Source organism: Ruegeria sp. CDSA077 (assembly GCF_059612265.1).
Genome location: NZ_JBXWQG010000001.1, coordinates 1,080,792 through 1,093,104, shown reverse-complemented (window position 1 = coordinate 1,093,104; position 12,313 = coordinate 1,080,792). Strand labels below are relative to the sequence as shown.

Sequence of the window (12,313 nt, the reverse complement as noted above, 5' to 3'; positions counted from 1 at the left end):
CCCTGCCGGAACTTTTTCCGCGACTGTAATGCAAATGCCCGGCGGGGAAAACTGCTATCTGGTCAATGCGGTCGCCGCGGGCTAGGTCTTGGGAAACAGATTTCAGGAGTTCCCAATGAGCAGTCTTGTTCCAATTCAGTTTAAGGCTTTTGACGTGGACGTGATGGCGCAGACCAAAGGGCGCGTCGTGATTATTGTCTCGGATGAAGGCAAGATGAACCCAGCCGCACGCCGCGCCAACCGTCTGACCCGGGGCGCAGTCGCGCGACTTGTCGAAAGCGACCGGTTCGAAAAGGTGAAATCCGGCGATGTAGTCTCTCTTGCCTGGCCAGGCGGAATGGCCGCTGAAGCGCTTGATATTCTCGTGCTTTCGCGCCGTGCCGATGCTGCAGAGGCACGCAAGGCCGGGGCGAAGCTGGCCAAATTGTCTGATCACCAGCCCTTGTTGGTCATGGCCGGAAATCAAGCCCGGACCGAAGAACTGGCTTTGGGAATCGTTTTGCGCAGCTATGATTTCGATGCCCATAAAACCCGAGATTCGGATGAAGCCGGATCAGTAACAATCAGTCATCAGAAACATGATGAGGTCGAAGCCGCATTCGCACCGCTGTATGCGATTGCCGATGGCGTTCGGATGACACGGGACCTGACCAATGAACCCGCCAATGTGCTGACAACGACCGAATTCGCAGACCGTTTGTCCGAAATGAAGGCGCTTGGCCTGGACGTCGAAGTGCTCGACGAAGACAAACTGGCCGAATTGGGTATGCGCACCTTGTTAAGCGTCGGGCAGGGCTCGGTCAGCCCGTCCAAGGTTGTGGTAATGCAGTGGAATGGAGGCGACAAGGATGATGCGCCGCTGGCGCTGGTGGGTAAGGGCGTCGTGTTCGACACCGGCGGCATTTCCTTGAAACCCGCTGCAGGCATGGAAGACATGACCATGGACATGGGCGGGGCAGGTGTGGTCGCCGGCACCATGCGGGCGCTGGCCAAGCGCAAGGCCAAAGCCAATGTCGTGGGCCTTGTCGGGCTGGTAGAGAATATGCCTTCGGGCAATGCCACGCGTCCCGGCGATGTCGTCAAGTCGATGAAGGGCGACACGGTCGAGGTCATCAATACCGACGCCGAGGGCCGTTTGGTCCTGTGCGATGTGATGTGGTACGCGCAAGAGCGGTTTGCCCCCGTGGGCATGATCGACCTGGCAACGCTGACCGGCGCGATCATTATCGGGCTTGGGCATGAGAATGCCGGTGTCTTTTCGAACAATGACACGTTCTGCAACGCCTTCCTAAAGGCTGCCGGGGCCGAGGATGAGGGCGCATGGCGGATGCCGCTGGGCAAAGCCTATGACGAGCAGTTGAAATCGCGCATCGCCGATATGAAGAATGTCGGTGGACGACCTGCCGGGTCCATCACTGCCGCGCAGTTCCTACAGCGGTTCGTGAAGGACGAAACCCCCTGGATCCATCTGGACATTGCTGGGGTGGCTTCGATTGCAGCCGAGACATCCTATGCGCCCAAAGGGGCCACCGGTTGGGGTGTCCGCGCCCTGAGCCGGTTCGTGCAGGACAATTTCGAATAATCCAATGGGCGCCGTTTATTTCTATCACCTGACCCGCCAACCGCTGGAAAACACCTTGCCCGTGTTGCTGGACAAGGCGCGGCAGGCCGGGTGGAAGATAGCCGTGCGGGGAACTGATCCCGCACGGATGGATTGGTTGGACGAAAAGCTGTGGCTGGGTCCCGAGGAAGGGTTCCTGCCACATGGCCGCACCGGGGGGCCGCATGACAGGGACCAGCCCATATTGCTGACGACAGGGGCCGAGGCCGCAAATGATCCGGCTTGCGTGATGGCCGTCGATGGCGCGACGGTTGAACCCGAGGAAGTGAACGCGCTGGAACGCGTGTGCATCCTGTTCGATGGGAATGATGATCAGGCTCTCCAACATGCCCGCGGGCAATGGAAAACACTGACCGGGGCGGGCTGTTCGGCGCAATATTGGTCCGAGGAATCGGGCCGGTGGGAAAAAAAGGCCGAGGCATAGGGCCTCCGCAGATTTCAGGAGAATGAGCGATGGAAATGAAGCCCCTGGGCCGTACTGGAATCATGGTGACAGACCTGTGTCTGGGTACGATGACATTTGGTACGCAGACATCCGAGGCCGACGCGCATACTCAGATGGACATGGCACTTGATGGGGGACTTAATTTCGTCGATGCCGCCGAGATGTATCCGGTGAATCCCATCTCGAAAGAGACGGTGGGCCGGACCGAAGAAATTCTGGGCAACTGGAACGCCGCCAACCCGTCACGGCGTGGTGACTATGTTCTGGCAACCAAGCACTCTGGGGCAGGGTTCGCACATGCGCGCGATGGCGCACCGATTTCACCGCAGACAATCCCCGAGGCGGTCGAAGGTTCCTTGCGCCGCCTGCAAACGGATTGCATCGACCTTTATCAGTTTCACTGGCCGAACCGCGGAAGCTATATGTTCCGGCAAAACTGGACCTATGCGCCTTCGGGGCACAATACCGATGAGGTTCTGGACAATATGCACGAGTGCCTTGTTGCCCTGAAGGAACAGGTCAACAAAGGAAATATCCGAGCGTTTGGCCTTTCGAACGAAAGCGCCTGGGGCACCGCTCAGTGGTTGCGGATCGCCGAAGCCAACGGCACGCCCCGCGTGGCATCTGTTCAGAACGAGTATTCTTTGATGTGCCGGCATTTCGATACAGACATGGCCGAGCTGAGCGCACATGAGGATGTTGGGCTGATGGCCTTTTCACCGCTTGCCGCCGGTTTTTTGACCGGGAAATACCAAAACGGCATGGTGCCCGAGGGTTCGCGGATGTCATTGGTGCCTGAGGTGGGAGGACGCCATCGCAGACGGGCATTTGAGGCGGTTGCGGCCTATCTAGAGATCGCGGACCGCCACGATCTGGACCCGGTCCATATGGCGCTGGCCTGGTGCCGGACGCGGCCCTTCATGATGTCGGCCATTTTCGGCGCAACAACGGTGGCGCAGCTTGGGCATATTCTCGACGGTAAGGAACTTCGCCTTTCCGGGGAAATTCTGACTGAAATCACCGACGCGCATCGCGCGCATCCGATGCCGTTCTAGGGGGCGCTGCCCTCGTCTCCGCAGGCGGAGCCTCCCCCGCGGTATTTTCAATCAGATAAAGCGGATCCGCTTAGTGATGTGTGGGTTGTGTCCTGTCTTGCCGTAGGTCCCGGGCCGAAAGGCCGTGCGCTGTGCGAAAGGCGCGGGCAAAGCTGGATTGCGAGGCGAAACCCGTCGCCAGGGCCACATCCATCAGTGACATATCGGTGTCCGTCACCAATCTGCGTGCCTCGGCCAGTCGGAGCTGCAGGTAATGGTCCTGTGGCGTGGTGTTCAGGCGCAGTCGGAACTGCTGTTGCAGGGTGCGTGAACTGGTGCCCAGGGTTTCGGCGATATCTGCCAATGGCATAGGGTCGTCCAGTGCGGATTGCATCAGCGTATTGGCTTTGGCGGTCAAAGCTGTGTGGCGATGCGGCGCCCCGGTGCGGCTTTGTGGTTTTGTGGGATTAGGCGCACCGTCATAGAGGAACAGACCCGAGACGCGGGCGGCAAATCCGGCGCCATGGCGGGCGGCGATGATATGCAGCATCATCTCGACCGCTGGGATTGCCCCGCCCGAGGTCAGGCGGCCTTCAGAAACGGTAAACCGGTCAGGGCGCACGTCCACTTCGGGGAAGCGGGCAGAGAAGTTCTCCAAATCTTCCCAATGGGTGGTGGCGGCGTGGCCGTTCAGCAGGCCTGCCTCGGCCAGCAGCCAGGGACCGCCATCAATTCCTGCCATTGTGGCGCCGGTCTTGGCGATGCGGCGTAGGCCGGCCAGCAGGCTGGGTGTGGCATGGCGGGCCAGTTGGAACCCGGCAACGACAATCATCAGATCGCAGGATTGCAGCCGGGCCAAAGGTACACCCGGAACCGAAAGCGCACTGGTCAGCATGGCCGGTTCAGCGGTGGCTGTCACATAATCCCAGTCAAAGGCCGGACGATCCGCCAACCGGTTGGCGGCGCGCATTGGATCAACGGCCGACGCAAAGCTGAGCGTGTTGCATTCGTCCAGCACTAGCACAGCCGTTTTCAGGGCACGATGTTCGGGCTGCAATATGTTTTTTGCGGATTTCATCAAGTTCGATTCGCATTCTGACAAGTGTTTGACCAAAGCTGCGCCAAACTCGGGGGCGAAAGCAAATCGGAATCCGTGGAGAAGCCTGGGGAAAACTCAGGGTTAACCGGGTATAAGCTGGGGAGAACGCCATGCCTTTGGAAATGAACCGCGAAGTCTTCATTACGTGCGCCGTCACAGGATCGGGTGGGACGCAGGATCGCAGCCCGCATGTGCCGCGTTCGCCAAAGCAGATCGCCGACAGCGCGATAGCTGCAGCCAAGGCAGGGGCGGCGGTAGTGCATTGCCATGTGCGCGACCCTGAGACCGGAGCGCCTTCGCGTGATCTGGCACTGTATCGTGAGGTCACAGATCGCATTCGCGATGCTGAGGTCGACGCCGTGCTGAACCTGACTGCTGGCATGGGTGGCGACATTGTGTTTGGCGGTATCGAAAACCCGCTGCCGCTGGCCGAGGCGGGAACTGATTTGGTTGGCGCGACCGAGCGTGTGGCCCATGTGGCCGAATGCCTGCCGGAAATCTGCACCCTCGACTGCGGCACCATGAATTTTGCCGAGGCCGATTATGTGATGACCAACACGCCGGGTGCGTTGCGCGCGATGGGCCAGATGATGACCGATCTGGGGGTAAAGCCCGAGATTGAGGCCTTTGATACCGGTCATCTGTGGTTCGCCAAGCAGTTGGTGAAAGAGGGCGTTCTGGAACCGAACGCTCTGGTTCAGCTGTGCATGGGCGTTCCATGGGGTGCGCCGGATGATCTGAACACCTTCATGGCGATGGTGAACAACGTGCCGGATGACTGGACCTTCAGCGCGTTCTCATTGGGCCGGAATGAGATGGCCTATGTGGCCGCTGCGGTTCTGGCGGGCGGCAACGTGCGCGTCGGGCTGGAGGACAACCTGTGGCTGGACAAAGGCGTGCTGGCCGAGAATTGGCAACTGGTAGAACGCGCGGGTAGCATCATCGAGAATATGGGCGCACGGGTGATCGGGCCACAGGAAGTGCGAGAGAAACTGGGGCTGGTGAAACGGTCGCCGAAGTGAAAAGAGGATCATTTATTTGCGTAGCATTGGCTGTAGCGGCTTGCTCGGCACCCGAGTCTAATGAGCAATCCGACGTCGCATTTGATGGGGATCATGCTCTGAATGTGATCTGCGAGAATATCGCTCGCGACTATCGCGAAGATAGAATTGCAAATCCCGACCTTTGTGTTGGCTATGACGAGAATGGTTGGCCGATAAATGGTGCGGAAATCGAATTGCCAAACAGTTGGAAAAAGCGATGACAAACACAGCAGCAATCATTGGCGGTGGGGTAATCGGCGGTGGATGGGCCGCGCGGTTCTTGTTGAACGGCTGGAACGTTCGGGTGTTCGACCCGGACCCGGAAGCCGAGCGTAAAATCGGAGAAGTTCTGGACAATGCGCGCCGCTCGCTGCCGGGGCTGAGCGACGTCCCGTTGCCGCCTGAAGGTGCGTTGTCATTCCATGATGATATAGTCGATGTGGTACAGGGTGCCGAGTGGATTCAGGAAAGTGTGCCGGAACGGCTGGACCTGAAGCTGAAAGTTTACAAGGGCTTGCAAGAGGCTTGTGATCCGGGTGCGATCATCGGCTCCTCGACTAGTGGGTTCAAGCCGTCTGAATTGCAGGACGGCGCGCTGCGCCCCGAACAGATCGTGGTGACGCATCCGTTCAACCCGGTATACCTTCTGCCGCTGATCGAATTGGTGCCAACTGGCGCGAATCCGCCCGAGATGATCGAACGGGCGCAAGACCTCCTGAAATCGGTCGGATTCTTCCCGCTGCACGTGAAGAAAGAGATCGACGCGCATATCGCCGATCGGTTCCTTGAGGCCGTCTGGCGCGAGGCGCTGTGGCTGGTCAAGGACGGCGTCGCCACGACCGAGGAAATCGACGAGGCGATCCGTATGGGGTTTGGCATCCGCTGGGGGCAGATGGGTCTGTTCGAAACCTATCGTGTCGCCGGCGGCGAGGCCGGGATGCGGCACTTCATGGCGCAGTTCGGCCCGGCACTGAAATGGCCCTGGACCAAGCTGATGGATGTGCCCGAATTCACTGACGAGCTTGTCGATCTGATTGCGGATCAGTCAGATGCGCAATCCGGCATGCATTCGATCCGCGAGCTGGAGCGTATCCGCGACAACAACCTCGTGGGGATGATGCGCGCACTCAAGGCGCAGAACTGGGGCGCGGGGGCGGTGCTGAACCAGCATGACGCGCTGCTGAAACCGGGTGCGCTGCCATCGCTGGAACAAGCGGATCTGAGCCAACCGATCCTGACTCTGTCCCGTGCCGTGCCTTTGGATTGGACCGATTACAACGGCCATATGAACGAAGCAAAGTATCTTGAGGCTTTTGCCGACGCCACCGACCGGTTCATGGAGATCATCGGTTGCGATATGGAATATATCTCGTCCGGGGGCAGCTATTTCACCGCGGAAAACCACATTCGTTACATGAATGAGGTCCATGCCGGCGCAAAGATTGAGGTGCGCACCCAGATGCTGTTGGGGCAGGGCAAGAAACTGCACGTGTTCCACAGCATGTATAGCGGTGAGACGCTGCTGGCGACCGGGGAGAGCTTTTTGCTGCATGTCAGCCTGGAAACACGCCGCCCCAGCCCGCCATCGCCCAGCATTGAGGCCGCTATGGCCCGCATCGCCGAAGCGCAGGCCGGATTGCCTTATCCCGAAGGGGCCGGGGTTGCGATCAGGAAACCCTCATGACCTGCCGGGTGTTGGTGACGGCTGGCGCTTCGGGTGTTGGTCGGGCTATGGCAGAGGCGTTTGATGCGGCCGGGTATGATGTCTGGATCACAGATATTGATCGGGCGGCGCTAGATGGCGTGCCGGATCATTGGACAGCCCACCATGCTGACGTGTCGGATGAGGGTGATATGCATGCCGTGTTCGCCGCGATTTCAGATGCGGGCGGTCTGGATTCGCTCTGCGCCAATGCGGGGATTGCCGGGCCGACCAACGCAATCGAGGATATTGACCTCAAGGACTGGCGGGGGTGCGTTGCGGTCAATCTGGAGGGGGCGTTTCTGGCGGCCAAATACGCCGCGCCGCTGATGAAATCCGCCCGGGCGGGCAGCATCATCCTGACCTCATCCACTGCGGGGCAATATGGCTATCCCTTTCGTGCACCCTATGCCGCGGCCAAATGGGCGGTGATCGGATTGATGAAAACACTGGCGATGGAGCTTGGCCCTCACGGCGTCCGCGCCAATGCGATTTGTCCCGGCGCGGTGGAGGGCCCAAGGATGGAAGGCGTTCTGGCACGCGAGGCGGCGACCAAGGGCATGAGCCGGGACGAGGTCTATCAGGGCTATGCCTCGGGCACGTCCATGGGTCGTTTCGTCGAAGCGCAGGACATCGCCAATATGGCTGTTTTTCTGGCCTCTGGCGCGGCGCGGTTGGTGTCGGGTCAGGTGATCGCGGTGGATGGTCACACGGTCAATCCCGACCCGAAACTGTAACCTAGCCCTGGTTGGGGCCTCGGATCTGGCGGATGGTCTGACGAACGGCTTGCCAATCGCGGGCTTGCTGAGCGTTTCCGGCAGCCTCGCATTCGCGCATTTTCATTGCGGCTTCTGCCTCGGCCTGGTCACCGTGCGCCGTGTATAAAGCCCGTGCATATTGGGCTGTTTTCAGTGCGTCCATTCCTGTGGTCCTCCGTCTGTGGTCGGAATGCCCGAAAGTTCGCGCCCGGCGACGATACCACAGGTTGTACGGGGATGCATCATATGTCGCGGGAAATCGCTGCTCTGAGCTGTTGCAGGTGCTCTGGAAAGTCCCGCGCGGTCACGACCGCCTCGCGAACCAGAGTGTCGAAATGGCGGCTGAAAATTTCAATCCGGTCGCGATCGCGAAAGGCCATGTAATGGCTTCCTGCGTAAAACACGCAAAGAAGGGGACCGAAAATCGTTACGGGAGCCGAATACAGCCGTTTGGCATCGAACAGATAGATACGCAGCCGTGGGTAGAGCTGTTCACACAACTCCAAAAGGTGGTCAATCTGATCCAGCCGCTTGCGAAGGCTAAGGCCTTGATAATAGCCGGTTGCATGCGCAAAGCTGTCGATTTCGTACATCGGCATTGCGATCTCATAATCGGACTGGGCGCTGCGCATCCAGGTCAGTCGATCTTCGGACGCACCTATGGCCTGATCTGCCGTGCGCCCCAGATGCGGTGCGTATTCCCATTCCAGAACGGTGCGGGTCTTGAGCATGTCGGGCAAGGTCGCAGGAACATATCTGATTTTGTAACCCGCTGCCTCTTGGTGCCACTCGAATATGCGCTCATCTACCAAGGCGCGGGGGGCCTCAGTCATGCTCAGCGACAAAGCCAGCAACTCGGCCGCGCTTTCCGGCCGGTCAGACAGGCTCAGCAACCAGTCCGCCGAAACACCCAATGCCGTCGCGCAGCTTCCGACAACATGGGCATTCGGCAACCGTGCCCCGTGATCAGTCAACAGTTGCGATACGGTTGAGCGGTCAACACCGATCTGGCGCGCGAGGGCGCTTCGGCTGATTTGGCGTTCTTCCATTGCGCGGGCAAGGCGCAAACGGAATTGAGCCGCACGGTCGCGTTTGTCGATTTTATCCTGCATGTGGTGATAAATATCACGTTTGATGAGTTTTGTTAATCATATTCGGAATTTTCAACCTAAGCGGCAAGCCCTAATTCTAAAGCCATAACAATATTATGGGTGACGGAATGGAAACACGACGCAGATCGGTCGTGAAGGCGGTTTTGTGGAACGTGATGGGCCTGATCATCATGTCGGTGGTTGGGCTGGTTGCGACGGGGTCCGCCGCGATTGGCGGAACTCTGGCCGTAGTAAACACGGTGATCGGGCTGACACTCTATGTGGTTTATGAGAGGGTCTGGGCGGGCATTTCGTGGGGGCGCAATGTCTGAGCGCCCGGGTCCGGAATGGGGCACTTTTACGCTGATGCTGGCCTGTTATGCTGCCTGGTTGGCCGTGATCTTCTTCCTGCCCATCTGGTTAGCGGTTCCAGTGATGGGCGCGGTGGCCGCGTTACATTCATCATTGACGCATGAAGCACTGCACGGGCATCCTTTTCGCGCCAGATGGCTAAACGAGGCGCTGATGGCGCTGCCCTTGACCTTGTTCATCCCATATCAGCGGTTTAGGGACCTGCATTTGGCGCATCATCGGGATGCAACGCTGACCGATCCCTATGATGATCCTGAATCAAACTATCTGGACCCAAAAGTTTGGTCGGGGCTAGGTCATTGGCACAGGCGATTGTTATCGGTGAACAATACTCTGTTGGGGCGGATCGTTTTGGGCCCTGCAATCGGGCAGGTTGCCTTTGTCAGGGACGAGTTGCGAGGGGCCGCGCGTGGCGAATGGGACATATTGCGCGCATGGGCTTTGCATATGGCAGGCGTGGTTGCGGTTATCTGGATCGTGACCTTGTCGCCCATGCCGGTCTGGGCCTATGTCCTGTCCGCGTATTTGGGGCTTGGCCTTGTCAAAATACGCACTTTTCTGGAACACCGTGCGCATGAAGATGTGGGGGCAAGAACCGTTATCATCGAAGATCGCGGGATACTGTCTTTTCTGTTTTTGAACAACAATTTACATGTAGTTCATCATCTGAACCCGCGTACCCCCTGGTATCAACTTCCGAAGATCTACCAGCAGGATAAAGAGAGCTATCTGGCCACGAACAAGGCCTATGTATACCCTTCATATGCCGATGTTTTCCGGGCGTATTTCTGGAAGGTAAAAGACCCGGTGGCGCATCCGCTCTGGCCAAAGGGTTGATTTGCGGCCACAAAAGGCGGCATGAGCCTCTGGATACCTGTCACTATCGCCGCCGCAACGTTTCAGACGGTGCGGTTCATGCTGCAAAAATCGCTGAGCAGTGTAAAGCTGACGGCCGCCGGGGCGACATTTGCCCGGTTTGCCTATTCAATCCCGCTGGTTCTAATCGCTCTGATCGTGGCGCAGCAGTTGACGGGGTATTCCTTGCCGCCGCTGACCGCCCGGTTCTGGGTGTTTGCCACCATTGGAGGAACGGCTCAGATCCTTGCCACGATCTGTGTCGTCGCCTTGTTCAAACAGCGCAATTTTGCTGTCGGCATAACTTTTAAGAAAACCGAAGTAATCCAGACCGCCATCGTTGGATTTCTGGTCCTGGGCGATCAGGTCTCGTCCTGGGCGCTTGGTGCGATCTTTCTGGGGCTGACGGCTGTGTTGCTGCTGTCGAAAAGTCCCGGAGGAGACGGGGCGTGGTGGCGACACCTGACGAACCGGGCCTCGCGGCTTGGCCTGGGATCAGGTGTGCTGTTTGCGTTTTCCTCGGTCAGTTATCGGGGTGCCTCGCTTGAATTGGGCGAGATTGATGCGTGGTTTCGGGCACTTGTGACGCTGGCAGTCGTTGTCTCGCTCCAGTTCGTCAGCATGGGCCTGTGGCTGTTGTGGCGAGACAGGGCCGAGCTGCGCGCCGTGTGGCAGACACGCCGAACGGGCGTATTTGTCGGACTGACCAGCCTGTGCGGATCGTTCTGCTGGTTCTTGGCATTCACCTTGCAAAACGCCGCCTACGTCAAGGCTCTGGGGCAGGTCGAGCTAATCCTCAGCCTGTTCGCGTCGATCTTGTTTTTCCGCGAAACCATCACCCGGCGCGAGATCGCCGGGATGACGTTATTGGGCGCATCAATTCTGGCGTTGGTTTTGTCTATTTAACCCGTGCGGCGTTCGTCGAAGCTGAGCGCGATAAAGCTGGGCAGGTGATCGCCCATTCCCACGACCGAAGGACCGTTGTCAGCGCGCCGCCCACGGCCTCTGACTTCTTTATCCTTCTTGCGATCTTCTCTTTTATCGTCGCTTTTGGGGGCCTCTGTTGGTCGGACCTCAGTTGGCCGGGCCTTTTTCTCGGGCTTTGGCCTCTCGGGTTTCGGCTCTTCCTTTACCGGATTGTCCAAGCGAGGAATTTCTTTTTGAATCAGCTTCTCGATCGCGGCCAGTGCTTTTTCATCGCGACCCGAACAGATAGTGATCGCTTTGCCTTCGCGTCCGGCGCGACCTGTACGACCGATCCGGTGCACATAATCCTCGGGGTGGCCGGGGACGTCGAAATTGATCACATGACTGACCGAGGGCACATCCAATCCGCGCGCGGCAACGTCCGAGGCGACAAGCAGACGTAGTGTTCCGTCACGGAAACCGTCCAGTGTTTTCGTCCGTTGTGACTGATCGAGATCGCCATGGATCGCGGCAGCATCATAGCCGTATTTCTTCAGCGATTTCGCACAGATGTCCACATCGGTCTTACGATTGCAGAAGATGATCGCGTTGGTGCATTTTTCGCCCTCGGAGTCGATCAGCGAACGCAGGACCTGGCGCTTGGCGCTGGCCTCGCGGTCACGGCGACCACCTTTGAACATGACCACACTTTGCTCGATGGTTTCCGAGGCCGTCGCCTGACGGGCAACTTCGATCCGGGTTGGGGCCGACAGGAATGTATCGGTGATCCGCTCAATCTCGGGCGCCATGGTGGCTGAGAAGAACAGCGTTTGGCGTGTGAACGGCGTCAGCGAAAAAATGCGTTCGATATCGGGGATAAAGCCCATATCCAGCATTCGGTCGGCCTCATCCACCACCATGATCTGGACGCCGGTCAACAGCAGTTTGCCGCGTTCGAAATGATCCAGCAGGCGACCTGGTGTGGCGATCAGAACGTCGACGCCACGGTCGATCAGCGCATCTTGTTCCTTAAAGCTGACGCCGCCGATCAACAGCGCTTTGGTCAGCTTTACATTTTTGGCATAGGTATCGAAATTCTCGGCCACCTGCGCGGCCAGTTCCCGCGTCGGGCACAGCACCAGCGACCGCGGCATGCGCGCACGTGCGCGGCCACGGGCCAGCAACGTGATCATCGGTAGCGTGAAGCTGGCGGTTTTGCCTGTACCGGTCTGGGCGATACCCAGAACGTCCTTGCCCTCAAGCGCGGGTGGGATTGCGCCTTCCTGGATCGGTGTTGGCGTTTCGTATCCGGCTTCCTCAATGGCTTTGAGGACCTTCGGGTTCAGGTTCAGTTCGTTAAACTTTGTCATGTATGTCCGGTTGTTGC

General features: G+C 58.6%; 13 protein-coding genes. 9 read left to right on the top strand and 4 right to left on the bottom strand.

Annotated elements, in window-relative coordinates:
• Positions 1–115 precede the first annotated feature (115 nt).
• From AC2FLE_RS05475 to AC2FLE_RS05465, 3 genes are read left to right on the top strand one after another with little or no spacing between them, the layout of a single operon-like run.
• On the top strand, positions 116–1,582 hold the full coding sequence (locus AC2FLE_RS05475) for a leucyl aminopeptidase (RefSeq protein ID WP_496695672.1): 1,467 nt from the start codon (positions 116–118) through the stop codon (positions 1,580–1,582).
• A 4-nt stretch (positions 1,583–1,586) separates the two neighbouring features.
• On the top strand, positions 1,587–2,045 hold the full coding sequence (locus tag AC2FLE_RS05470; protein ID WP_496695670.1) for a DNA polymerase III subunit chi: 459 nt from the start codon (positions 1,587–1,589) through the stop codon (positions 2,043–2,045).
• A 29-nt stretch (positions 2,046–2,074) separates the two neighbouring features.
• The gene (locus AC2FLE_RS05465) at positions 2,075–3,121 is read left to right on the top strand and encodes an aldo/keto reductase (RefSeq protein ID WP_496695668.1); all 1,047 of its coding nucleotides are present in this window, start codon (positions 2,075–2,077) and stop codon (positions 3,119–3,121) included.
• A gap of 70 nt (positions 3,122–3,191) precedes the next feature.
• Here AC2FLE_RS05465 and AC2FLE_RS05460 read toward each other — a convergent pair whose 3' ends face one another.
• A complete protein-coding gene (locus AC2FLE_RS05460) occupies positions 3,192–4,178 on the bottom strand; it encodes a GlxA family transcriptional regulator (RefSeq protein WP_496695666.1) in 987 nt (328 codons plus the stop codon).
• A 131-nt stretch (positions 4,179–4,309) separates the two neighbouring features.
• Here AC2FLE_RS05460 and bcoG point away from each other — a divergent pair, with 131 nt between their 5' ends.
• The 3 genes from bcoG to AC2FLE_RS05445 all read left to right on the top strand — a co-directional run bounded on the left by bcoG (position 4,310) and on the right by AC2FLE_RS05445 (position 7,681).
• Positions 4,310–5,221, top strand: coding sequence for a 3-dehydrocarnitine:acetyl-CoA trimethylamine transferase BcoG (bcoG, locus tag AC2FLE_RS05455; RefSeq protein WP_496695664.1), 912 nt, complete (start codon positions 4,310–4,312; stop codon positions 5,219–5,221).
• Positions 5,222–5,459: 238 nt separating this feature from the next.
• Entirely contained in the window at positions 5,460–6,926 is a 1,467-nt protein-coding gene (locus tag AC2FLE_RS05450; protein ID WP_496695662.1) for a carnitine 3-dehydrogenase, read from the top strand.
• Positions 6,923–7,681 carry an SDR family oxidoreductase gene (locus tag AC2FLE_RS05445; RefSeq protein WP_496695660.1) on the top strand — a complete coding sequence of 253 codons (759 nt, stop codon included), beginning with the start codon at positions 6,923–6,925 and terminating at the stop codon, positions 7,679–7,681. Before AC2FLE_RS05450 ends, AC2FLE_RS05445 begins: the two co-directional genes overlap by 4 nt.
• A gap of 1 nt (position 7,682) precedes the next feature.
• Here AC2FLE_RS05445 and AC2FLE_RS05440 read toward each other — a convergent pair whose 3' ends face one another.
• Positions 7,683–7,865, bottom strand: a complete 183-nt coding sequence (locus AC2FLE_RS05440; RefSeq protein WP_142633436.1) for a hypothetical protein — start codon at positions 7,863–7,865, stop codon at positions 7,683–7,685.
• Between the two features lie 79 nt (positions 7,866–7,944).
• The gene (locus AC2FLE_RS05435) at positions 7,945–8,814 is read right to left on the bottom strand and encodes a helix-turn-helix domain-containing protein (protein ID WP_496675919.1); all 870 of its coding nucleotides are present in this window, start codon (positions 8,812–8,814) and stop codon (positions 7,945–7,947) included.
• A gap of 107 nt (positions 8,815–8,921) precedes the next feature.
• Between AC2FLE_RS05435 and AC2FLE_RS05430 the strand changes: the two genes are divergently transcribed.
• Genes AC2FLE_RS05430 through AC2FLE_RS05420 form a run of 3 tightly spaced genes read left to right on the top strand, consistent with a single transcriptional unit; the run spans position 8,922 to position 10,926 of the window.
• Complete coding sequence (locus AC2FLE_RS05430; RefSeq protein WP_496695659.1) at positions 8,922–9,125, top strand: DUF2061 domain-containing protein; 204 nt, start codon at positions 8,922–8,924, stop codon at positions 9,123–9,125.
• Positions 9,118–10,002 carry a fatty acid desaturase gene (locus AC2FLE_RS05425; RefSeq protein WP_281971989.1) on the top strand — a complete coding sequence of 295 codons (885 nt, stop codon included), beginning with the start codon at positions 9,118–9,120 and terminating at the stop codon, positions 10,000–10,002. Before AC2FLE_RS05430 ends, AC2FLE_RS05425 begins: the two co-directional genes overlap by 8 nt.
• A 21-nt stretch (positions 10,003–10,023) precedes the next feature.
• A complete protein-coding gene (locus AC2FLE_RS05420; protein WP_281971990.1) occupies positions 10,024–10,926 on the top strand; it encodes an EamA family transporter in 903 nt (300 codons plus the stop codon).
• Here the strand turns inward: AC2FLE_RS05420 and AC2FLE_RS05415 are convergent.
• The gene (locus AC2FLE_RS05415; RefSeq protein WP_496695658.1) at positions 10,923–12,296 is read right to left on the bottom strand and encodes a DEAD/DEAH box helicase; all 1,374 of its coding nucleotides are present in this window, start codon (positions 12,294–12,296) and stop codon (positions 10,923–10,925) included. The two genes, AC2FLE_RS05420 and AC2FLE_RS05415, sit on opposite strands and share 4 nt — an antisense overlap.
• Between the last annotated feature and the right edge of the window lie 17 nt (positions 12,297–12,313).

What these genes read in the sequence shown, in the direction of transcription:
- AC2FLE_RS05440 (WP_142633436.1), bottom strand. Translation starts at nt 7,865, where the DNA reads ATGGACGCACTGAAAACAGCCCAATATGCACGGGCTTTATACACGGCG.
- bcoG (WP_496695664.1), top strand. Translation starts at nt 4,310, where the DNA reads ATGCCTTTGGAAATGAACCGCGAAGTCTTCATTACGTGCGCCGTCACA.
- AC2FLE_RS05445 (WP_496695660.1), top strand. Translation starts at nt 6,923, where the DNA reads ATGACCTGCCGGGTGTTGGTGACGGCTGGCGCTTCGGGTGTTGGTCGG.
- AC2FLE_RS05435 (WP_496675919.1), bottom strand. Translation starts at nt 8,814, where the DNA reads ATGCAGGATAAAATCGACAAACGCGACCGTGCGGCTCAATTCCGTTTG.
- AC2FLE_RS05470 (WP_496695670.1), top strand. Translation starts at nt 1,587, where the DNA reads ATGGGCGCCGTTTATTTCTATCACCTGACCCGCCAACCGCTGGAAAAC.
- AC2FLE_RS05425 (WP_281971989.1), top strand. Translation starts at nt 9,118, where the DNA reads ATGTCTGAGCGCCCGGGTCCGGAATGGGGCACTTTTACGCTGATGCTG.
- AC2FLE_RS05465 (WP_496695668.1), top strand. Translation starts at nt 2,075, where the DNA reads ATGGAAATGAAGCCCCTGGGCCGTACTGGAATCATGGTGACAGACCTG.
- AC2FLE_RS05415 (WP_496695658.1), bottom strand. Translation starts at nt 12,296, where the DNA reads ATGACAAAGTTTAACGAACTGAACCTGAACCCGAAGGTCCTCAAAGCC.
- AC2FLE_RS05450 (WP_496695662.1), top strand. Translation starts at nt 5,460, where the DNA reads ATGACAAACACAGCAGCAATCATTGGCGGTGGGGTAATCGGCGGTGGA.
- AC2FLE_RS05475 (WP_496695672.1), top strand. Translation starts at nt 116, where the DNA reads ATGAGCAGTCTTGTTCCAATTCAGTTTAAGGCTTTTGACGTGGACGTG.
- AC2FLE_RS05460 (WP_496695666.1), bottom strand. Translation starts at nt 4,178, where the DNA reads ATGAAATCCGCAAAAAACATATTGCAGCCCGAACATCGTGCCCTGAAA.
- AC2FLE_RS05430 (WP_496695659.1), top strand. Translation starts at nt 8,922, where the DNA reads ATGGAAACACGACGCAGATCGGTCGTGAAGGCGGTTTTGTGGAACGTG.
- AC2FLE_RS05420 (WP_281971990.1), top strand. Translation starts at nt 10,024, where the DNA reads ATGAGCCTCTGGATACCTGTCACTATCGCCGCCGCAACGTTTCAGACG.